This window comes from Vibrio sp. E150_011 (assembly GCF_053544015.1).
Genome location: NZ_JBHFOL010000017.1, coordinates 20,145 through 40,654, shown reverse-complemented (window position 1 = coordinate 40,654; position 20,510 = coordinate 20,145). Strand labels below are relative to the sequence as shown.

Annotated in this window: 23 protein-coding genes; 1 reads left to right on the top strand and 22 read right to left on the bottom strand. The window is 44.5% G+C overall.

What is annotated here, in order from left to right:
• Window positions 1-44: 44 nt before the first annotated feature.
• The 22 genes from ACE1OE_RS20095 to ACE1OE_RS19990 form a co-directional block, all read right to left on the bottom strand.
• Window positions 45-467, bottom strand: a complete 423-nt coding sequence (locus ACE1OE_RS20095; RefSeq protein WP_102470025.1) for a F0F1 ATP synthase subunit epsilon — start codon at window positions 465-467, stop codon at window positions 45-47.
• An 18-nt stretch (window positions 468-485) separates the two neighbouring features.
• On the bottom strand, window positions 486-1,889 hold the full coding sequence (gene atpD / locus ACE1OE_RS20090) for a F0F1 ATP synthase subunit beta (protein WP_449212102.1): 1,404 nt from the start codon (window positions 1,887-1,889) through the stop codon (window positions 486-488).
• A gap of 33 nt (window positions 1,890-1,922) precedes the next feature.
• Entirely contained in the window at window positions 1,923-2,789 is an 867-nt protein-coding gene (gene atpG, locus ACE1OE_RS20085) for a F0F1 ATP synthase subunit gamma (protein ID WP_449212101.1), read from the bottom strand.
• A gap of 41 nt (window positions 2,790-2,830) precedes the next feature.
• Window positions 2,831-4,372: a F0F1 ATP synthase subunit alpha gene (atpA, locus tag ACE1OE_RS20080; RefSeq protein WP_102470022.1), complete on the bottom strand. Its 1,542-nt coding sequence runs from the start codon at window positions 4,370-4,372 to the stop codon at window positions 2,831-2,833.
• 12 nt (window positions 4,373-4,384) lie between these two features.
• The gene (gene atpH, locus ACE1OE_RS20075) at window positions 4,385-4,918 is read right to left on the bottom strand and encodes a F0F1 ATP synthase subunit delta (protein ID WP_102470021.1); all 534 of its coding nucleotides are present in this window, start codon (window positions 4,916-4,918) and stop codon (window positions 4,385-4,387) included.
• A gap of 14 nt (window positions 4,919-4,932) precedes the next feature.
• The gene (atpF, locus tag ACE1OE_RS20070) at window positions 4,933-5,403 is read right to left on the bottom strand and encodes a F0F1 ATP synthase subunit B (protein WP_102470020.1); all 471 of its coding nucleotides are present in this window, start codon (window positions 5,401-5,403) and stop codon (window positions 4,933-4,935) included.
• Between the two features lie 80 nt (window positions 5,404-5,483).
• Window positions 5,484-5,738, bottom strand: coding sequence for a F0F1 ATP synthase subunit C (atpE, locus tag ACE1OE_RS20065; RefSeq protein WP_102470019.1), 255 nt, complete (start codon window positions 5,736-5,738; stop codon window positions 5,484-5,486).
• 63 nt (window positions 5,739-5,801) lie between these two features.
• The gene (gene atpB, locus ACE1OE_RS20060; protein ID WP_102470018.1) at window positions 5,802-6,608 is read right to left on the bottom strand and encodes a F0F1 ATP synthase subunit A; all 807 of its coding nucleotides are present in this window, start codon (window positions 6,606-6,608) and stop codon (window positions 5,802-5,804) included.
• Between the two features lie 8 nt (window positions 6,609-6,616).
• Entirely contained in the window at window positions 6,617-7,006 is a 390-nt protein-coding gene (locus tag ACE1OE_RS20055) for a F0F1 ATP synthase subunit I (protein ID WP_102470062.1), read from the bottom strand.
• Window positions 7,007-7,270: 264 nt separating this feature from the next.
• Window positions 7,271-8,152: a ParB/RepB/Spo0J family partition protein gene (locus ACE1OE_RS20050; RefSeq protein WP_102470017.1), complete on the bottom strand. Its 882-nt coding sequence runs from the start codon at window positions 8,150-8,152 to the stop codon at window positions 7,271-7,273.
• Window positions 8,153-8,175: 23 nt separating this feature from the next.
• Entirely contained in the window at window positions 8,176-8,949 is a 774-nt protein-coding gene (locus ACE1OE_RS20045; RefSeq protein ID WP_102470016.1) for a ParA family protein, read from the bottom strand.
• A gap of 13 nt (window positions 8,950-8,962) precedes the next feature.
• Window positions 8,963-9,595: a 16S rRNA (guanine(527)-N(7))-methyltransferase RsmG gene (gene rsmG, locus ACE1OE_RS20040; protein ID WP_102470015.1), complete on the bottom strand. Its 633-nt coding sequence runs from the start codon at window positions 9,593-9,595 to the stop codon at window positions 8,963-8,965.
• Complete coding sequence (gene mnmG, locus ACE1OE_RS20035; protein ID WP_449212100.1) at window positions 9,592-11,487, bottom strand: tRNA uridine-5-carboxymethylaminomethyl(34) synthesis enzyme MnmG; 1,896 nt, start codon at window positions 11,485-11,487, stop codon at window positions 9,592-9,594. Before mnmG ends, rsmG begins: the two co-directional genes overlap by 4 nt.
• Window positions 11,488-11,944: 457 nt before the next feature.
• Entirely contained in the window at window positions 11,945-12,382 is a 438-nt protein-coding gene (gene mioC, locus ACE1OE_RS20030; RefSeq protein WP_372059828.1) for an FMN-binding protein MioC, read from the bottom strand.
• A gap of 9 nt (window positions 12,383-12,391) precedes the next feature.
• On the bottom strand, window positions 12,392-13,753 hold the full coding sequence (mnmE, locus tag ACE1OE_RS20025; protein ID WP_102470012.1) for a tRNA uridine-5-carboxymethylaminomethyl(34) synthesis GTPase MnmE: 1,362 nt from the start codon (window positions 13,751-13,753) through the stop codon (window positions 12,392-12,394).
• A gap of 100 nt (window positions 13,754-13,853) precedes the next feature.
• Window positions 13,854-15,473 carry a membrane protein insertase YidC gene (gene yidC / locus ACE1OE_RS20020; RefSeq protein WP_449212099.1) on the bottom strand — a complete coding sequence of 540 codons (1,620 nt, stop codon included), beginning with the start codon at window positions 15,471-15,473 and terminating at the stop codon, window positions 13,854-13,856.
• Window positions 15,474-15,475: 2 nt separating this feature from the next.
• Window positions 15,476-15,733, bottom strand: coding sequence for a membrane protein insertion efficiency factor YidD (gene yidD, locus ACE1OE_RS20015; RefSeq protein WP_102470010.1), 258 nt, complete (start codon window positions 15,731-15,733; stop codon window positions 15,476-15,478).
• Window positions 15,700-16,023, bottom strand: coding sequence for a ribonuclease P protein component (gene rnpA, locus ACE1OE_RS20010; RefSeq protein ID WP_241903179.1), 324 nt, complete (start codon window positions 16,021-16,023; stop codon window positions 15,700-15,702). Before rnpA ends, yidD begins: the two co-directional genes overlap by 34 nt.
• A gap of 45 nt (window positions 16,024-16,068) precedes the next feature.
• The gene (rpmH, locus tag ACE1OE_RS20005; RefSeq protein ID WP_102470009.1) at window positions 16,069-16,206 is read right to left on the bottom strand and encodes a 50S ribosomal protein L34; all 138 of its coding nucleotides are present in this window, start codon (window positions 16,204-16,206) and stop codon (window positions 16,069-16,071) included.
• Between the two features lie 207 nt (window positions 16,207-16,413).
• Window positions 16,414-17,151, bottom strand: a complete 738-nt coding sequence (locus ACE1OE_RS20000; protein ID WP_449212098.1) for an amino acid ABC transporter ATP-binding protein — start codon at window positions 17,149-17,151, stop codon at window positions 16,414-16,416.
• Complete coding sequence (locus ACE1OE_RS19995; RefSeq protein ID WP_102470007.1) at window positions 17,148-17,819, bottom strand: amino acid ABC transporter permease; 672 nt, start codon at window positions 17,817-17,819, stop codon at window positions 17,148-17,150. The genes ACE1OE_RS20000 and ACE1OE_RS19995 overlap by 4 nt, the downstream gene beginning before the upstream one ends.
• A gap of 71 nt (window positions 17,820-17,890) precedes the next feature.
• Window positions 17,891-18,652 (bottom strand): amino acid ABC transporter substrate-binding protein, encoded by a 762-nt coding sequence (locus tag ACE1OE_RS19990; RefSeq protein ID WP_449212097.1) that lies wholly within the window; start codon window positions 18,650-18,652, stop codon window positions 17,891-17,893.
• Window positions 18,653-19,043: 391 nt separating this feature from the next.
• On the opposite strand from ACE1OE_RS19990, the gene dnaA reads away from it, so the two are divergent.
• A complete protein-coding gene (gene dnaA, locus ACE1OE_RS19985; RefSeq protein WP_102470005.1) occupies window positions 19,044-20,450 on the top strand; it encodes a chromosomal replication initiator protein DnaA in 1,407 nt (468 codons plus the stop codon).
• Window positions 20,451-20,510: the final 60 nt, after the last annotated feature.

Below are 20,510 nucleotides of genomic sequence, written 5' to 3'. Positions count from 1 at the left end.
AAAGGCGACCAATCGGTCGCCTTTCTCATCGTGGCTAATCGAAATTAGCGACGTCTTTTTGTCAGTTCGATCACTCGAAGCTGAGCAATGGCCTTAGCCAATTCACTGGCCGCTTGTGCGAAGTCCATGTCGCCATGCTGATTAGAAATACTCTCTTCAGCTTTGCGTTTGGCTTCTTCTGCCTTTGCTGCGTCTAGCTCTTCAGCACGAATTGCAGTATCAGCCAGTACAGTCGCTGTACCAGGCTGAACTTCAACAATACCACCCGAGACATAAATGAACTCTTCGTGGCCGTGCTGTTTAACGATACGCACCATACCAGGCTGAATAGCGGTCAGCAGCGGCGTATGACCATGGAAAATACCAAGCTCACCTTCGCTACCGGACACCTGAAATGTCTCAACACGACCTGAGAAAAGCTTTTTCTCAGCGCTGACTACATCTAGGTGAAAGGTTATTGCTGCCATATCGCCTCCTATTTAGCCTTATAGCTTCTTAGCATTCTCGATAGCATCGTCGATAGTACCGCAGTACATAAACGCTTGCTCTGGAATGTCATCGTAGTCACCAGCTAGTAAGCCCTTGAATCCACGCAACGTCTCTGTAAGAGGTACATAGATGCCAGGGTCGCCAGTAAATACTTCAGCTACGTGATAAGGCTGAGTTAGGAAACGTTCAATCTTACGAGCACGAGATACAAGTTGCTTATCTTCTTCAGAAAGCTCGTCCATACCAAGAATCGCAATGATATCTTTCAGCTCTTTATAACGCTGAAGCGTTTGCTGAACACCACGAGCCACATCATAGTGCTCTTGACCAACAACAAGTGGGTCAAGTTGACGAGATGAAGAATCAAGTGGGTCGATTGCAGGGTACAAACCCATTGCAGCAATACTACGGTTAAGCGTAACTGTCGCATCCAAGTGAGCAAACGTTGTTGCTGGTGATGGATCCGTCAAGTCATCCGCTGGTACGTATACCGCTTGAATCGAAGTGATCGAGCCTGATTTCGTTGATGCAATACGCTCTTGTAGTACACCCATCTCTTCTGCAAGAGTTGGCTGATAACCTACCGCTGATGGCATACGACCTAGAAGTGCCGATACTTCTGTTCCCGCAAGGGTATAACGATAAATGTTATCGATAAACAGTAGTACATCACGACCTTCATCACGGAATCGCTCAGCCATTGTCAAACCAGTCAGGGCAACACGTAAACGGTTTCCTGGTGGCTCGTTCATTTGGCCGTAAACCATTGCTACTTTAGATTCTTCAGGGTTTTCAACGTTTACAACGCCTGCTTCCTGCATCTCAAAGTAGAAATCGTTACCTTCACGAGTACGCTCACCTACACCAGCAAATACTGATAAGCCTGAGTGTTGTAGTGCGATGTTGTTGATAAGTTCCATCATGTTGACGGTCTTACCTACACCAGCACCACCAAACAAACCAACTTTACCACCCTTCGCGAATGGGCAGATCAAGTCGATGACTTTTACACCCGTTTCGAGAAGCGAAGTTTCGCTAGATTGCTCTTCATAGCTTGGTGCACTACGGTGAATTGCATAACTTTCTTCTGCACCGATCTCGCCACACTCATCAATCGCGTCACCAAGGACGTTCATGATACGACCTAGGGTCTTAGTACCGACTGGAACTGAGATTGGAGCGCCAGAATTCTCAACTGTCAAACCACGACGTAAACCATCAGAGCTACCCATTACGATACAACGAACTACGCCACCGCCTAGCTGTTGCTGAACTTCAAGAACAAGACGTTCTTTTGATTCATTTACGTTCAGAGCGTCATATATATTAGGAACATCGCTCTGTGGGAACTCTACGTCGACTACCGCACCGATGATCTGTACGATCTTACCTGTAGCCATCGTTAATCCTCTATCTATTTCGTTTTACCTAAGCTAAACCGCAGATGCACCTGAAACGATTTCTGACAGCTCTTGTGTAATAGCCGCTTGACGCGCCTTGTTGTACACAAGCTCTAAGTCATCTATCAGGTTGCTCGCATTGTCTGTTGCAGCTTTCATTGCAATCATTCGAGCCGCTTGCTCACAGGCAAGGTTCTCTACCACACCTTGATACACTTGAGATTCGATATAACGAAGCAATAGTGCATCTAGTAATGGTTTAGGCTCTGGCTCATAAATGTAGCCCCAAGAATGTTCACGCTGCATTTCTTCGCTGTCTGATTTAGGCAAAGGTAGCAATTGATCGATCGTTGGTTCCTGTACCATAGTGTTAACAAAATGGTTATACACTACATACAGGCGATCTAATTCGCCGTCGTCATATTTCTTCAGCATAACGCCAACCGTACCGATTAGTTCTTCTAAGCTTGGGCTATCGCCCAGACCAGAGACCTGTGCCGCTACTTTTGCGCCGCTGTTATTGAAAAATGCTGTTGCTTTTGAGCCTATTACTGCCAGCTCAATCTCAGCACCTTTCTCTTTCCAATCCTTAAGTTCAAGGACGGTTTTTTTGAACAAGTTAATGTTCAAACCGCCACACAAACCACGGTCGGTAGAAATAATGACGTAACCAACACGCTTGGCTTCACGCTCTTCTAGGTACGGATGTTGGTACTCTAGATTTGCGTTTGCCAAATGACCGATCACTTTACGCATAGTTTCAGCGTATGGACGAGAAGCTTCGCGCAGTTCTTGCGAACGACGCATTTTTGAAGCTGCTACCATTTCCATCGCTTTCGTAATTTTCTGAGTGCTCTTCACACTACCGATTTTATTACGTATCTCTTTTGCGCCGGCCATCGTTACTCTCCATAAGCGGTGACCAAAAGGTCACCCACTAATTACCAAGTCTGGGTTGCTTTGAAATCGTCCGTCAGCGTTTTCAGCTGCGCTTCGATTTCTTTATTGTAAGCACCCGTTGTGTTGATCTCTGTAATAAGATCAGCATACTGGATTTGAGCGTACGATAGTAACGCAGCTTCGAAGTCTAGAATCTTATTGATTTCTACATCTTCCAAGTAACCACGTTCCGCCGCAAAGATCACTAGCGCTTGGTCAAATACTGACATAGGAGCGTATTGCTTCTGCTTCATTAGCTCAGTAACTTTTTGACCGTGGTTTAGCTGACGCTTAGTTGCTTCATCTAGATCAGATGAGAACTGAGCAAACGCCGCTAGCTCACGATAAGCCGCTAGTGCAGTACGAATACCACCCGATAGCTTCTTGATAATCTTAGTCTGAGCTGCACCACCTACACGAGAAACTGAAATACCAGGGTCAACGGCAGGGCGTACGCCCGAGTTGAATGCTTCAGTTTGTAGGAAGATCTGACCATCAGTAATCGAGATTACGTTTGTCGGTACGAATGCAGATACATCACCAGCTTGGGTTTCGATAATAGGAAGAGCGGTCAAAGAACCAGTCTTACCTTTTACTTCACCGTTTGTGAAACGCTCTACGTACTCTTCGCTTACACGAGCTGCACGCTCTAGAAGACGAGAGTGAAGGTAGAATACATCACCAGGGAAAGCCTCACGGCCAGGTGGACGTTTCAATAGTAGAGAGATCTGACGGTAAGCGACGGCTTGCTTAGATAAGTCATCATAAACAATCAGTGCATCTTCACCACGGTCACGGAAGTACTCACCCATTGCACAACCTGAGTATGGAGCCAGGTATTGAAGTGCTGCAGATTCAGATGCCGACGCAACAACCACAACTGTGTTTGCTAGCGCGCCATGCTCTTCCAGTTTGCGTACTACGTTTGCAATTGTTGATGCCTTTTGGCCAATCGCTACATAGATAGAGAAGATACCAGAATCTTTCTGGTTAATGATTGAGTCGATCGCCAGTGCTGTTTTACCAATCTGACGGTCACCGATAATAAGTTCACGTTGACCACGACCGATTGGGATCATTGAGTCAACAGACTTATAGCCGGTTTGTACTGGTTGATCGACCGATTTACGGTCGATTACGCCAGGTGCAATCACTTCTACTGGTGACGTAAGCTTCGCTTCAATTGGACCTTTACCGTCAATCGGCTCACCTAGTGTGTTAACAACACGACCAAGCATTTCAGGACCAACTGGTACTTCAAGAATACGACCAGTTCCGGTTACTTTCATGCCTTCTCTAAGGTTGGCATATGGTCCCATTACTACCGCACCAACCGAGTCACGCTCGAGGTTAAGTGCAAGTGCGTAACAGCCACCCGGTAGTTCAATCATTTCGCCTTGCATCACGTCCGCTAGGCCGTGGATGCGAATGATACCATCGCTTACCGAAACGATAGTACCTTCATTACGAGCTTCACTTACAACGTCGAACGATTCGATACGTTGCTTGATTAGGTCGCTAATTTCTGTGGAATTAAGTTGCATGCTCCATCCCCATCAAGACTGCATTGCATCACTCAGGCGGTTCAAACGACCGCGTGCTGAGTTATCAATTACAAGATCTCCGGCTCGAATAATAACCCCACCAAGTAGGGTCTCATCTACACTGCAATTCAGCTTAACTTTACGCTCAAAGCGTGTTTCAAGTTTGCTGCTGATCTCTGCGGTTTGCTCGTTGGTTAGCTCGCTTGCAGACACAACATCTACATCGATGAGTTTTTCGTGCTGTTTTTTCAGCACAACAAACTCAACTAACACAGCAGGCAATACTGCTAATCGACCATTTTCAGCCATCACTTTTACTAAGTTTTGGCCAAATTCATCAAACTGTTCACCGCCAACAGTGATAAAAATATCTGCAATTTTATTCGCAGTCACAGAACCTGACAGCAGGTCTGCAATATTTTCATTACTCGCGATTTCAGCGGCGAAAGTTAGCATATCGACCCATTGGTCTAGTGCATTCTTTTCCACCGCAAAGTCAAAGGCTGCTTTAGCATAGGGGCGTGCAATTGTTGTCAGTTCAGACATGTTCGCCCCTCGCTCTAAAGTTTTGCAGTAATGTTATCAAGAATATCTTTTTGCGCATCTTTATCGATACTGCGCTCAAGGATTTTCTCAGCACCAGCTACAGCCAGAGTTGCAACTTGTTTGCGCAGCTCATCGCGGGCACGGTTACGTTCAGCTTCAATTTCTGCATCGGCTTGCGTCAAGATGTTCTGACGTTCAGTCAGAGCTTCTTCACGAGCTTCATCAACAATTTGTGCTTTACGCTTATTTGCCTGCTCAATGATCTCAGTTGCAGTGCGCTTCGCTTCTTTCATTTGGTCAGAAGCGTTGGCTTGAGCTAGATCCAAGTCCTTTGCAGCTCTTTCAGCTGCCATAAGACCGTCAGCAATTTTTTTCTGACGCTCTTCAATCGCATTCATAATTGGTGGCCATACATATTTCATGCAGAACCAAACAAACATGGCGAATGAGATTGCTTGACCTAGCAGAGTTGCGTTCATATTCACAACAGCTACCCCTCTAAAGTTTCATTGACGAGCTAAAATTAATCAGGTGACAAGTCCAAAACCTGTCTGAGAAAAGCTGATTAACCTAGCTGACCAACGAATGGGTTCGCGAATGTGAATAGCAGTGCGATAACCACACCGATCATAGGAACCGCATCAAGTAGACCAGCGATGATAAACATCTTAACTTGAAGCATCGGAGCCATTTCAGGTTGACGAGCTGCGCCCTCAAGGAATTTACCACCCAAAAGACCGAAGCCGATCGCCGTACCAAATGCTGCCATACCGATCATGATACCTACGGCGATTGCAGAAAAGCTCAGTAAAGTTTCCATTACTATCTCCAATTTATAGTTGTTGGCTTAAAGTTGGCCAAATAAAAAGCGTTAATTAAATAATTAGTGATCACTGTCTTCGTGAGCCATTGATAGATAAACAATTGTTAACATCATGAACACGAAAGCTTGGATCAGAATAACTAGAATATGGAATATTGCCCATGGTAATGAGCCCATCCATTGTAAATACCACGGTAGCATTGCAGCACAAAGAATGAAGACAACCTCACCCGCAAACATGTTACCAAACAAACGCATACCTAGTGATAGTGGCTTCGAAAGCAAAGACACAACCTCGATAAGCATGTTAAATGGAATCATGATTGGATTGTTAAATGGGTGTAGCGTCAATTCCTTGATGAACGTTACTGGTCCTTTTACTTTGATGCTGTAATAAATCATCAGAGCAAAAACACCTAACGCCATAGCCATGGTGATATTGACATCTGCAGAAGGAACCACTTTCATATAAGGGATGCCCATCTGCTCTGCTGTGTATGGTAAGAAGTCAATTGGAACTAAATCCATGACGTTCATTAAAAATACCCAACAGAAGATAGTTAGTGCTAAAGGTGCTATAAGCGCATTGCGTCCATGAAACGTTTCTTTGACGTTTTCGTCAACGAATTCAACGACCATTTCAACAAAACACTGCAGCTTGCCCGGCACACCAGCTGTTGCTTTCTTAGCAACTGAGCGAAATACTCCTAAGAATATAAGTCCAGTCAACACAGAAAAAAACAGGCTATCGATATGTACGTTCCAGAAACTCGTCTCCTCCACTAAGCCTAAACTTCCTAACGAAAGGTTAGTTAAGTGGTGAGATATGTATCCGGCCGATGTTAGCGCTTCACCTGGCGCAGCCATAACTCATCCTATTTTTTGTTGTTAACGACAATTACTGGTGCCATAAGGTTAATTAAGAGAGCCAGTAAAAATGTGAAATTCAAGGGAAGTACTTCCACCTGAATATACATGTAAGCGATTGAAAATAGAGCCGCCGTAATGAGGATTTTCAATGCAGCTCCTGCATAGAACGACGCGGCTACCTTTTGAGCAGCACGAGCCCCACTAAACAGAAATGCACAAAACGCAAATGTTGCATTGGCGATAACAAAAATGCCACCTCCAATCAGCGCTGAAATTCCCCACTCAGCATTTACGGCAACTGTCATTCCAACAGCTACAAACGTAACCGCGCACACTTGAATCAGCAACAATCGCTTTGCGAGCTCTCGTCCTGGTTTAGCTAGCACTGCTACCATGTATTCTTTACCTTTATTATATTCGCAACACGCAATAGATATTGCGCCGCGAGATTCGCAAAAATTATACGTTCCAACAAAGTATTTGCAATCAAAGTGCATCAAAAAAACGCACTTTATTCACAAAAGCATAACTTTCGCACAAAAAACCAATTGTAATACAAATAACTTTCGCATAAAATCAATTGTCATACAATTGATCGATATCAAATATCTTTCATAAAAAATAACAGTAAGATATTTGATGTATATCAATTATCTCATTTAGCTTTCAAGCTTGGCAATAAGTTGCTCTAATTTGTGAGGCTCATCAAGACTTATCGTTACTTTCGCTTTTCCACTTGCATTTCTAGTCAAAAGTACCTTTGCTCCAAGCTTTTCACTCAAACGCAGCGATATTTCTTGTGCTGCGCTATCTTCTGACTGTTTATCATCTGAAACGTTCGGTTTTAAGCATTTTTTAACTAAAGCTTCTGTCTGACGCACTGTCAGATTCTTCTTTGCGACCGTATCCGCAGCTTCACATTGCACTTCACCTTCAAGAGCCAATAGCGCCCTCGCGTGTCCCATATCAATGTGTTTATTCTCTACTAGCGCTTTAACCGGCTGTTCGAGTTGATTAAGTCGCAATAAATTCGTTACGGCAGTACGAGATTTACCGATAACCTCTGCGACTTGTTGATGCGTCAGTTCAAACTCATCTTGAAGGCGCTCTAGTGCTTGAGCTTCTTCAATGGCATTTAAGTCTTCACGTTGAATATTCTCAATCAACGCCATGGCTATCGCGGCTTTGTCTTGCACATTTTTAATAATGCAAGGCACGCGCTTTAGTCCCGCTTGTCTGGCTGCCCGCCAGCGCCGTTCACCGGCAATAATCTCATACTGTTCGTGATCGACCTGACGCACCACGATAGGCTGAATAATACCTTGAGATTGAATCGATGCTGCAAGCTCTTCGAGTGCTTCAGGCGCCATGTCTTTGCGAGGCTGATAAACACCTGGCTTCAGACTATTAATGGGTAAATCCGTTAGATCACCATCAGAAGAAAGTGATTGGCTTTGACTGGCGACTTGCTGTTTTTCTCTTGCCATAGAGCTCGTTGACAGCAGTGCATCGAGTCCTTTTCCTAAACCACGTTTAGACATTCAATCAAATTCCCTTAAGAGTGTTATACCAGTGTTTCTTCACGTCTCAGCATCTCGCCCGCCAGGGCGAGGTAAGCCTTAGCTCCAGCCGAATACTTATCGTAATACATTGCTGGCTTACCATGACTAGGGGCTTCTGCGAGTCGAACATTCCTAGGGATGACAGTCCGGTACACTTTATCACCGAAGTGTTTTTTTAATTGATCGGACACCTCATTCGATAATCGATTGCGTGGGTCATACATGGTTCTCAGTAAACCTTCAATTTTGAGGTTTTCATTCACCACGGCTGCTAACTTACTAATGGTATCCATTAGTGCGGTTAGGCCCTCTAACGCAAAATACTCACATTGCATCGGTACCAGAACTGAATCTGCCGCTGCCATCGCGTTAATTGTAAGTAGGTTGAGAGAGGGAGGACAATCGATAAAGATGAAATCATAGTTATCGCGGATTGGTGCAAGTGCATGTTTTAGACGCACTTCTCTAGCAAATACTTCCATCAATTTGATTTCAGCCGCGGTAACGTCACCATTAGCCGCAATCAAGTCGTACTGGCCGGATGTGTGCTTACAGACTACTTGTTCAAAAGGAAGCTCATCAACTAACAAATCGTAAGCAGTTGTTTCGATTTGGTACTTGTCTACGCCACTCGCCATTGTAGCATTGCCTTGAGGATCTAAGTCGATCACCAACACTTTGCGCTTAGTGGCAGCCATTGATGCCGCCAGATTAATACATGTAGTTGTTTTTCCTACGCCACCTTTTTGGTTAGCGATAGCGACAATTTTTCCCACGACAACTTCTCCATCATCCCTGTTTGGACAAGATTACAAGATGACGGTCACCTTCTAACTCAGGAACTTGCAAAGGTTTGATATCGGTCACAGAACACCACTCAGGTAGGTCAGAAACTTCTTGTTCATGTACCTGACCTTTAAGCGCATAGAAGCGTCCTGACGTCTCTTTGGGCAAATGTTCACACCAATTAACCATATCGGTCATTGAAGCAAACGCTCGACTTAACACGCCGTCGAACCCACCTTCAGGGTCAAACTCTTCTACGCGAGACTGTACAGCGGTGACGTTTTTGATACCTAACTCATGAACGACCTGTTTGATGAAACGAATCCGTTTCCCCAAACTATCAAGTAAAACAAACGTTTTGTTAGGGTGCATGATGGCAAGAGGGACACCTGGCAGTCCAGGTCCCGTACCGACATCAATAAAGCGCTCACCTACAATATGCTCACCAACCACGATACTATCTAAGATATGTTTCACTAACATATCTTCAGGTTGACGAACCGAGGTTAGGTTATATGCCTTATTCCATTTATGCAGTAGTTCAACATAAGCGACAAGTTGTTTTTTTTGAATATCAGAAACTTGCAAAGATGTTTCTGATATTAATTGTTCTAATTTAGTTAGTAATGCGCTCACGCCGCTTCGCCTTTTTTAAGTAAGCCTTGCTTCTTGAGGTAAACAAGAATAATTGAGATTGCCGCCGGAGTAATACCTGAAATGCGTGAAGCAATGCCAACCGTTTCAGGTTTAGCTTCTGTCAATTTCGCCACCACTTCGTTAGATAAACCACTCACATCGCTGTAATCAATGTTATCTGGAATCACGGTATTTTCATGGCGCATAGCTTTGGTGATCTCATCTTGCTGCCTTTGAATATACCCCTCGTACTTCACTTGGATCTCAACTTGCTCTGCGGCTTGTTGATCTTCAATGGCTGGTGAGAACGCGTCAAGCGATGTCAGCAACGAATAGGTGATCTCAGGTCTTCTCAACAGATCTTCACCGCTTGCTTCTCGAGATATTGGCGACTTCAACAAGTTATTTAACGCATCAATACCTTCAGATTTTGGGTTAACCCAAGTTTCTTTCAAGCGCTGACGTTCTGTGGTGAGGTTTTCCATTTTTTCATTAAAACGCTGCCAACGATTGTCGTCGACAAGGCCTAGATTTCTTGCTTGCTCCGTGAGGCGCATATCGGCATTGTCTTCACGCAACAACAAACGATATTCCGCACGAGACGTAAACATACGGTAGGGTTCTTTCGTGCCCATTGTTGATAAATCATCAATCAATACGCCCATATAGGCTTGGTCACGACGAGGGCTCCAACCTTCTTTGCCTTGGCTAAATAAACTGGCATTGAGGCCGGCCATTAAACCTTGTGCGGCCGCTTCTTCATAACCGGTTGTGCCATTAATTTGTCCTGCAAAGAACAAACCTTGGATAAATTTGGTTTCGTAGGTTTGCTTTAAATCTCTAGGATCAAAGAAATCATACTCAATGGCATAGCCAGGGCGCACAATATGAGCATTTTCAAAACCTTTCATTGAACGCACAATCTGGATTTGTACATCAAACGGCAAACTTGTAGAAATGCCATTTGGGTATAATTCATGCGTCGTCAGTCCTTCAGGCTCGATGAAGATTTGATGGCTATTTTTATCAGCAAAACGCATGACTTTATCTTCAATCGAAGGACAGTAACGCGGTCCAATACCTTCAATCACACCAGCATACATAGGGCTGCGGTCAAGGTTAGCTCGAATAACATCATGTGTTTTTTCATTGGTATGCGTAATAAAACATGGTATTTGAGTCGGATGCTGTTCACGCTTACCAACAAATGAAAATACAGGTGTTGGGTTATCACCGTGTTGAGTTTCTAGCGTAGATAAGTCAACGCTACGAGCATCAATTCGAGGAGGAGTGCCGGTTTTAAGGCGATCGACTCTGAATGGCAAATCACGCAATCGATCCGCGAGCGCGATGGAAGGTTGATCCCCCATACGGCCACCAGATGAGCTTTCCATTCCAATGTGGATCTTACCGCCGAGGAATGTACCAACGGTTAATACGACCGCTTGAGAATGAAACTTCAAACCCATTTCAGTCACAACGCCACGTATTTGATCATTTTCGACAATTAAGTCATCCACCGACTGTTGAAACAACGTCAAATTCGGTGTGTTTTCGAGAGCGCTACGAACATAAGCTTTGTAAAGAGCGCGATCCGCTTGAGCCCTTGTAGCTCTAACCGCTGGGCCCTTTGAAGCGTTTAAGGTTCGAAATTGAATACCTGAATGATCAATAGCATTTGCCATCAAACCACCCATAGCATCGACCTCTTTGACTAAGTGTCCCTTACCAATACCGCCAATTGCGGGGTTACATGACATCTGCCCCAAGGTATCGATATTGTGAGTCAGTAAAAGAGTTTTTTGCCCTGTGCGGGCAGATGCGAGTGCGGCTTCCGTTCCTGCATGTCCGCCACCGACAATGATGACATCAAATGTTTCGTGATAAAGCATGAACCGACCTCAGTATTCAATCGACAAAGTAGACTTTCCAAAAGGAGACGTATTCTACCGCTTTTCTTGTGGCGAGGACATCGCTTTTCACAATTTTCGGATCAAAGGAATAAGTACTATTAAATAAGGATCTATATATATGATCTTTTATTAGATCTATTATTAGGATCGACCATTTCTGTGGATAAGTGGAAAATGATCAACAAAACCATGGATCTTTTTAAGATCGATTCTTGTGATCTTTCGTTGATCTGGTTCTGTATTAGCTGGGATCAAAATGGCTACTTATGCACAGGGCGATCCTGGCGATAAAGTTACTATTTGGATAAATATAGGTTTTACACTGGAAAGATCATGTTTTATCCACAGAAGTTTTTTGTTATTTGCTGCGAAAATGGATAAATAAAGAAGGGAAGTTATACACAATTAGAGAAAAAGCGGCCAAGGCCGCTTCTTTTTATTGGAATTTATTGAGGTTTTGGTTGAGCCAGGCTTCGGCAGTGTCTTCAGGAACTTGATCGCTTAGGATATCGATTTCTAAGCAATCGGTGATCGGTGTTGCGCCAATGTCTTCGAGTAGCTCAAACGCATGTTTACCAGCGGCGCAGAAAGTATCGTAACTGGAGTCTCCAATAGCAATGACCGCGTATTTTACTGATGACATGCGTGGTGGCGTATTTTGTAATCCGGCAATAAAGGGCTGAATATTATCCGGGTAATCTCCTGCTCCATGCGTCGAAGTGATGATGAGCCAAATATCATTGGCTTCTATTTCTGCTATTTGTGGCTGATTATGGATCGTGGTTTGTAGCCCTTTTTCTTGGAGTAGGTCGCTTAGGTGATCGCCGACATACTCTGCGCCGCCAAGTGTACTGCCTGTGATGATGTGGATCATTTGATGTCCTTATTTACCAATACAAAATGATGAGAAAATACGACCGAGCAGGTCATCTGAATTGAACTCACCAGTAATCTCATTAAGGTGTTGTTGGGTGATTCTGAGCTCTTCCGCTAAAATTTCGCCAGCCATATAGCCTTCAAGTTGCTGTTGACCAATATCCAAATGTTCTGCGGCGCGTTCCAATGCATCAAGATGGCGACGGCGAGCCATAAAGCCACCCTCGTTTGCGCCAGAAAAGCCCATGATAGACTTTAAGTGGTCTCGTAAAGCGTTAACCCCTTCACCCGTTCGTGCAGAAAGACGAATAAGGGTAGGGGCATTGACGTGGCAAATGCCGAGCGCTTCATTGGTTTCATCGACTTTATTGCGAATGACGGTAATACCAATAGACGCAGGGAGTCGGTCGATAAAGTCAGGCCAAATTTCTTTTGGGTCGGTAGCATCCGTCGTCGTGCCATCGACCATAAAGAGTACTCTGTCGGCTTGGGTTATCTCTTCCCATGCTCGTTCTATACCAATCTTCTCTACCTCATCTGAGGCTTCGCGTAGGCCTGCAGTATCAATGATATGCAGGGGCATTCCATCGATATGAATATGCTCTCTAAGTACATCTCTTGTTGTGCCGGCGATGTCGGTGACAATCGCAGATTGCTTACCTGACAAGGCATTGAGCAGGCTTGATTTGCCGGCATTTGGACGACCTGCGATCACCACTTTCATGCCTTCTCGCATGATGGCACCTTGGTTTGCCTCTTTGCGTACCGCTTCTAGGTTATCGATAATAGCTTGTAGCGCTTTCGATACTTTACCATCGGCGAGAAAGTCGATTTCTTCTTCTGGAAAATCAATCGCAGCCTCAACATAAATACGGAGGTGGATGAGTGAATCCACCAGCACATTAATACGTTTAGAAAACTCGCCCTGAAGCGATTGCAAGGCTGATTTCGCGGCTTCTTCAGAGCTGGCATCAATGAGATCAGCAATGGCCTCTGCTTGTGTCAGATCCATCTTGTCGTTCATAAAGGCGCGTTCAGAAAACTCACCGGGTCTTGCTGGTCGAACGCCGGGTATTAACAAGATTCGCTTTATCAACATATCCATGACGACTGGGCCACCGTGGCCTTGTAGCTCAAGTACGTCTTCGCCAGTAAACGAGTGCGGATTGGGGAAATAAAGCGCGATACCTTGATCGAGCTCGGTGCCATCGTCAGACTTGAATGCCAGGTATTCAGCGTAACGTGGCTTTAATGCTCGGCCCGTAACCTCAAGAGCGACTTGAGAGGCATTGGGGCCTGATACGCGGATTATACCGACGCCACCACGGCCGGGTGCAGTGGCTTGTGCCACGATAGTGTCTGTTGTCATTGGTTTTGCCTTAATCGCAATACGTTAGCCAAATTGTAATCATGGAGACGAAAAAAGGCGACCCTTAAGGTCGCCTTTTATTTGAATTGCTTCGTTCAGATTACTTAGTGTGTAATCCTTTCTTTTCCAGAGCACGATAAATCAGTGTTTGCTGGATAAGCGTAACAATGTTTGATACCAACCAGTAAAGAACAAGACCGGATGGGAACCAAAGGAAGAAGAAGGTAAACATAACCGGCATAAAGGTCATGATCTTCTGCTGCATTGGGTCAGTAACCGTTGTTGGGCTCATTTTTTGAATCATGAACATACTTGCACCCATCAATAGAGGAAGGATGTAGTACGGGTCTTGAGCTGAAAGGTCAGTGATCCAGCCAAAAAATGGCGAGTGACGTAGCTCAACAGATTCCATTAGTGCCCAATACAATGAAATGAAGATCGGCATCTGTAAGATAATCGGAAGACAACCACCAAGTGGGTTAACTTTCTCTTTCTTATAGAGCTCCATCATTTCTTGGCTCATACGTTGACGATCGTCGCCAATACGCTCACGCATTGCTTGCAGCTTAGGCTGTAGCATGCGCATTTTTGCCATTGATGTGTATTGTGCTTTCGTTAGTGGATACATTGCACCACGAACAATGAAGGTTAAGCAGATGATCGCTAGACCCCAGTTCACGACAATACCTTGAATAAACGAAAGTAATGTGTGAAGCGGTTTTGCGATAAACCATAACCAACCGTAATCCACTACAAGGTCAAGGTTTGGCGCGGTTGCTGCCATTTGGTCTTGAAGTTTTGGACCTGCCCAAAGCGTTGCTTTAAGCGTTGCGGTTTGGCCGTTTCCGATGGTTTGATTTGGCATACGAACGCCAATATCACCTAGGTTGCCAATCACACGAGTATAGAGGTTAGTCCCCGGTGCTTCACGTGGGATCCACGCTGCTGCGAAGTAATGCTGGATCATTGCTGCCCAACCTTGACCGTCGGTCAGGTTTAGAGACAAGTTGCGATCTTGCATGTCATCGAAGCTGTATTTTTTGTAGCGAGTATCTTGAGTTGAGTACGCACCGCCATTATAAGTTGGCATTGTGATGCTGCCGCCTTTGTCCTGAACATTTTGTCTCAGGTGAGCGTACATACCAAATGTGGCGTTTTGACCAGATTGGTTATCAACGTCGTATTCAACATCAACAGCGTAGCTACCGCGCTTAAGGACGAAGGTCTTAACATAGTTAATACCATTGGCAGTAAACGTCATAGGGATACGGAGTTCGTCTTGGCCATCTTGCAGCGTAAAGTTTTCTGTTGAAACATTATACGCCGGACGATCGGTACTACTTAGATCGATACCTTGAGGCCCAACAAGACCGCTTTGTGCGATAAATTGATGACCTTGGTCATCTTTTAGTAGTTCAAACGAATCGGCAGAATCTTGCTCAATCGCATATTCATTAAGATTTGCGGTTACTACATCGCCACCGATCGTATTGATGCCAAGTGTTAGCACATCAGTTTTCACTGTGATGATTTTCTCTGCAGCTGCAGTATGACCAGGTGCTGGATCATGCTCGTCAGCGAAAGACGGTGCAGGTAGGTTAGTACCTTGAGTCTGCTGTGTCGGAACTGGTGCTGGGTTCTTGTATGATTGCCATTGGTTAAATAGCAAAAAAGAAACTAACGCCAAGCCGATTAACAGAATATTACGTTGAGAATCCATCGTTATTTATCTCTGTCTTGTTTTTGGGCTGGTGGAATGGGGTCGTATCCCCCTTCATTCAAAGGATGACATCTTAATAGACGTTTGCCAGATAACCAACACCCTTTTACAAAACCGTGAGCTTGTAGAGCTTCTATGGCGTAACGGGAACACGTTGGAGTAAACCGACAGCGAGGTCCGATTAGGGGACTAATGGTCCATCTATAAAGATAGACAAGTCCGATAGCTAACCACGTGAAGGGCGAGACAGGCGATGCCATAGTTTATCGAGAAGTTGGAACATTTCATCATTGCTTAGAGTTTGAGCACTCTTCTTAGCAATTACAACAAAATCTTTATTTGGAAGCTCATGTTGTTTGTTACGAAAGCTTTCACGAGCAAGTCGTTTAAAGTGGTTTCTAGCGACAGCTGTTTTTATCTGCTTTTTAGGAACCGCAAGACCGAGACGAGGGTGTGAAAGAGAGTTTTTACGAGCAATGATGGTGAAATGAGGGGAGCCGGCTCGATGAGCTTGCTTAAATACGTTTTGATAATGCTCGGGAGTTAACAAACGTAACTCCCGAATAAAGGCGTGCTTCTTAGTCAAAATAGTCAATTATTTTGATAGACGCGCACGGCCTTTTGCACGACGTGCATTAATTGTTTTACGACCGTTCTTAGTCGCCATGCGTGCACGGAAACCGTGGGTACGCTTGCGCTTTAGAACTGAAGGTTGAAAAGTGCGTTTAGACATGGTTATTACCTTTACTGATCAGTAGTTTTAGGTTCTCGTTGAACCCGGCGTGGGAGAAATACCCTTCTCTATAAATAAAGAGGAAATCCGACGCCTCTCAACAAAGAGGCGGAATTGTAATCACTGTGACTCAAAGAGTCAATAATCAGTTCAATTTCAATTCCGGTCGGCGGATTATACGTTTTGTGAGCCAGAGCGCAAGGATCCTTATTCGATCCCGACCTGATTTAAGAATTTTTTTAACTGTATATCCTGTGGATCGTTAAAAATTTGCTCTGGGGGGCCTTGTTCTATGATGTGACCATCGGCCATAAAGATCACTTTATCAGCGACTTCGCGGGCAAATTGCATTTCGTGAGTGACCACTAACATGGTTTGATGTTGAGTGGCGAGTTTTTTCATTAAACTTAATACTTCGTTAACCCATTCTGGATCCAGCGCCGAGGTTGGCTCATCGAACAGCAATAATTCTGGCTGCAATGCCATCGCTCGACCAATACCCACTCGCTGTTGTTGGCCACCAGAGAGGGAGGCGGGGTATTGCTCACCCTTATCACCCAGACCAATATCATCCAATATTTGTTGGGCGCGTTGCAGTGCCTTGTCTTTTTTCCAACCTTTGACTGTAATTAGGCCTTCAGCAATATTCTGCCTAGCTGTCATGTGTGCAAACAAAGCGTAGTTTTGGAAAACAAAGCCTGTTTTGCGTCTAAGTGCGAGCACTTCGGCTTTGGTATGATTTTGACAATTAACCGTCACGTCATCGATGGTAATAATGCCTTGGTCAGCTTCTTCAAGAAAGTTAACGCAGCGTAATAGCGTTGACTTGCCTGTGCCGCTGGAACCGATGACCACAATAATCTCACCTTGTTTGATGTCGATATCGATGCCTTTCAATACCTCTGTATCACCAAAGCTTTTATGTATATTGTTGAGTTTAATCATCGTTGATATGCCTTATTAAGTCTTTTCTCCGCCCATACTTGAACACGAGTGAGTACTAACACTACGCCCCAATAGATGAGCGCGACAGCTAAGAAGGCTTCGAAAAATCGAAAACTTGATGAGGCCTCCATTTGTGCTTTTGCCATGATCTCTGCTACCCCTAACGTGAAAGCGAGCGATGTGGATTTGATCATATCGATGAAGTAGTTCATCAACGACGGCAGCGCGACTCGAGTCGCTTGTGGCAAGATGATACGACGCATCGCTTGGCTTTTCGTCATACCGACCGACAAGCTTGCTTCCATCTGACTGCGATCAATACCAATAATGGCAGCGCGAATACTCTCGGCCATATAAGCGGCAAAATGTAATGTGAGACCAATAACGGCGGCGCTAAACGCATTGAGACCCACCATCCATGGGAACACCTGAGGGAGCCCATAATAGAGTAGGAATAGTTGTACTAAGAGTGGTGTGCCGCGAAAAAAGCTGATGTATAACTGACTAAGTTGATCGAGCACCGGGATTTTAAATACACGGATATTGGCCAGTATGACTGACAGAATCAGTGAAAAAAACAAGCCCCATATTGCCATTTCCATCGTGGTACCGAGGTACTTAAATAGTATCGGCAATAGGTCTAGCATGTATTGAAAATCAAATCCCATAACGTATCCAAAACTTAAAAAAATAAACGCCCACTACTGATAAGAGTAGTGGGCGCATTAATAGTGATCACTTACTTTTTAGTGATATCGGCACCAAACCACTTTTCAGAGATTGAAGCTAATGTGCCATCAGCGCGCATTGCCGCCAATGCTGTGTTCACATCTTGTTGAAGCACTAATCCTTTTTCGTTATTGACGAAAGGCCAAGCGTTTTCGATGGTTTCAAACGGTTCGCCTGCTAATTGTAGAGGGAGACCTGTTTTTTTAATTAACTCGAGTGCAGATAGGCGGTCCATGACAAATGCGTCAGCGCGACCGAGAGCAACATCATGTTCGATTCCAGTGTCGTAGGTTTTGATGTTGATTTTTTCATCTTTATCGTAGCTACGAAGCAACTGTTCAAAGTTTGAGCCTAGGTTAACGGCAACCGTTTTGCCTGCTAAATCGTCAATACCTTGAATGCTATCATTACCTTTGCGAACCGTAATCTGAGCACCATCAACGACATACGGGTCTGCAAATAGGAATTTGGCTTTTCGCTCATCGGTAATGGTTATTTGGTTTGAAATGGTATCGATGCGGCCGGTATCTAATAACCCAAAGAGGCCGGAAAAACTGGCGGTTACGTATTCGACATTATAATCGTTACGTCGCGCAATCTCGTCCCATAAATCGACTTCAAAACCTTGCAGTTTATCTTGTTTAACAAAAGTAAAAGGGAAGTAGCGACCAGACATACCGACTTTAACTTCTTGGGTTGCAGCATAAGCTGCTTGAGATACTGTTGCAGAAAGCGCTAAGGCGGTCAATGCGCCTTTAATCCAGTTTTTCATTTTACTACTCCTTATATTTATAGAGTGAGATGTTACTGGTAAAGCTGTCGATAAGTTAAATAACTAGTTGTTATTAACCATAACAAACTCGTGGTTGAACGGTGAAGCCTTCGCCATTGTCTGGTTTTTGATTATTAAGCTGATGACAGATTGATCACTGATCTATACACAACTTAGATCATAGTGAGAAATTGTGGGTAGATCCTCACTTTGTGCATGACTGTGTGAGTAAAATAAGGGCAAATTGTGTGGATCCGCGGAAAAGAAGCCGAAAAAGTGTGAATAACTTCGATCTTATTCACTGGAAGCTCGATCAATTACTGGCGATCTTGGTTATCAACAGGTAAAATTAGCAGTCTTTTCCAATTCAAATAAATAGAGTGAGCGCAACGTGTCATCTTCGCTTTGGTTGCAATGCATGCAACAACTACAAGAAGAGCTACCAGCTACCGAATTCAGCATGTGGGTTAGACCACTGCAAGCTGAGCTTAATGACAACACTTTAACTCTATTTGCCCCAAATCGTTTTGTACTCGATTGGGTCAAAGACCGATATCTCAATAGCATTAATCGCTTACTGCAGGAATATTGTGGTAATGACGTGCCGACATTGCGTTTGGAGGTTGGAAGTCGCCGAGTATCTGCGCCACCACCACCCAAGCCAGTCAAAACCGCCGCCGATGTGGCTGCTGAGTCTTCTGCTCCAGCGCGAATGCAGGCAAGAAGACCGGTTCACAAAGTATGGGACAACGAGGTTGAAGTTGCTGATATCAACCATCGCTCGAATGTGAACATCAAACATAAGTTCAATAATTTTGTTGAGGGTAAGTCGAACCAACTTGGTTTGGCTGCCGCTCGTCAAGTCGCGGATAATCCAGGTGCTGCGTATAATCCACTGTTCCTTTATGGTGGCACGGGCCTTGGTAAAACGCACTTACTGCACGCCGTTGGTAACGCAATCATAGACAACAAGCCGGATGCAAAAGTGATTTATATGCATTCGGAACGTTTTGTTCAAGATATGGTGAAAGCGTTACAAAATAACGCCATTGAAGAGTTTAAGCGCTATTACCGCAGCGTTGATGCCTTGCTCATTGATGATATTCAATTTTTTGCCAACAAAGAGCGCTCGCAAGAAGAGTTCTTCCATACCTTTAATGCACTGCTCGAAGGTAACCAGCAGATCATCCTGACATCAGATCGTTATCCTAAAGAGATTAATGGGGTAGAAGATCGACTTAAGTCTCGGTTTGGTTGGGGTTTGACGGTAGCAATTGAGCCACCGGAACTTGAGACTCGTGTTGCGATCTTAATGAAGAAGGCAGAAGACCATCAAATTCACCTTGCGGATGAAGTGGCGTTCTTTATTGCTAAGCGTCTTCGCTCCAATGTTCGTGAGCTTGAAGGGGCGCTGAATCGAGTTATCGCCAATGCCAACTTTACTGGTCGTCCAATCACCATCGATTTTGTTCGTGAAGCTTTGCGTGATCTACTGGCACTTCAAGAGAAGTTGGTCACGATCGATAACATTCAAAAAACAGTGGCTGAGTATTACAAAATTAAGGTAGCGGACTTACTGTCTAAGCGTCGCTCTCGTTCGGTTGCACGCCCGCGTCAACTTGCGATGGCCTTGGCTAAAGAGCTCACGAACCATAGCTTGCCAGAAATCGGTGATGCGTTTGGTGGCCGTGACCACACGACGGTCCTTCATGCCTGTCGTAAAATTGCCCAGCTTCGAGAAGAAAGCCACGATATTAAGGAAGATTACTCTAACTTAATTCGTACACTTTCTTCCTAATAGTGTCAGAATCACTATAATTAGCATCAAACTATTGTATTTCGAATATAAGTGGCATGG

Coding starts and splice junctions, on each gene's coding strand:
- ACE1OE_RS20095 (WP_102470025.1), bottom strand. CDS start 467: ATGGCAGCAATAACCTTTCACCTAGATGTAGTCAGCGCTGAGAAAAAG.
- yidD (WP_102470010.1), bottom strand. CDS start 15,733: ATGGCATCGCCTGTCTCGCCCTTCACGTGGTTAGCTATCGGACTTGTC.
- ACE1OE_RS20050 (WP_102470017.1), bottom strand. CDS start 8,152: ATGTCTAAACGTGGTTTAGGAAAAGGACTCGATGCACTGCTGTCAACG.
- ACE1OE_RS20000 (WP_449212098.1), bottom strand. CDS start 17,151: ATGATTAAACTCAACAATATACATAAAAGCTTTGGTGATACAGAGGTA.
- yidC (WP_449212099.1), bottom strand. CDS start 15,473: ATGGATTCTCAACGTAATATTCTGTTAATCGGCTTGGCGTTAGTTTCT.
- atpH (WP_102470021.1), bottom strand. CDS start 4,918: ATGTCTGAACTGACAACAATTGCACGCCCCTATGCTAAAGCAGCCTTT.
- atpG (WP_449212101.1), bottom strand. CDS start 2,789: ATGGCCGGCGCAAAAGAGATACGTAATAAAATCGGTAGTGTGAAGAGC.
- rpmH (WP_102470009.1), bottom strand. CDS start 16,206: ATGTCTAAACGCACTTTTCAACCTTCAGTTCTAAAGCGCAAGCGTACC.
- mnmE (WP_102470012.1), bottom strand. CDS start 13,753: ATGACAACAGACACTATCGTGGCACAAGCCACTGCACCCGGCCGTGGT.
- atpB (WP_102470018.1), bottom strand. CDS start 6,608: ATGGCTGCGCCAGGTGAAGCGCTAACATCGGCCGGATACATATCTCAC.
- atpA (WP_102470022.1), bottom strand. CDS start 4,372: ATGCAACTTAATTCCACAGAAATTAGCGACCTAATCAAGCAACGTATC.
- ACE1OE_RS20055 (WP_102470062.1), bottom strand. CDS start 7,006: ATGGTAGCAGTGCTAGCTAAACCAGGACGAGAGCTCGCAAAGCGATTG.
- atpE (WP_102470019.1), bottom strand. CDS start 5,738: ATGGAAACTTTACTGAGCTTTTCTGCAATCGCCGTAGGTATCATGATC.
- ACE1OE_RS19990 (WP_449212097.1), bottom strand. CDS start 18,652: ATGAAAAACTGGATTAAAGGCGCATTGACCGCCTTAGCGCTTTCTGCA.
- mioC (WP_372059828.1), bottom strand. CDS start 12,382: ATGATCCACATCATCACAGGCAGTACACTTGGCGGCGCAGAGTATGTC.
- mnmG (WP_449212100.1), bottom strand. CDS start 11,487: ATGCTTTATCACGAAACATTTGATGTCATCATTGTCGGTGGCGGACAT.
- ACE1OE_RS19995 (WP_102470007.1), bottom strand. CDS start 17,819: ATGGGATTTGATTTTCAATACATGCTAGACCTATTGCCGATACTATTT.
- atpD (WP_449212102.1), bottom strand. CDS start 1,889: ATGGCTACAGGTAAGATCGTACAGATCATCGGTGCGGTAGTCGACGTA.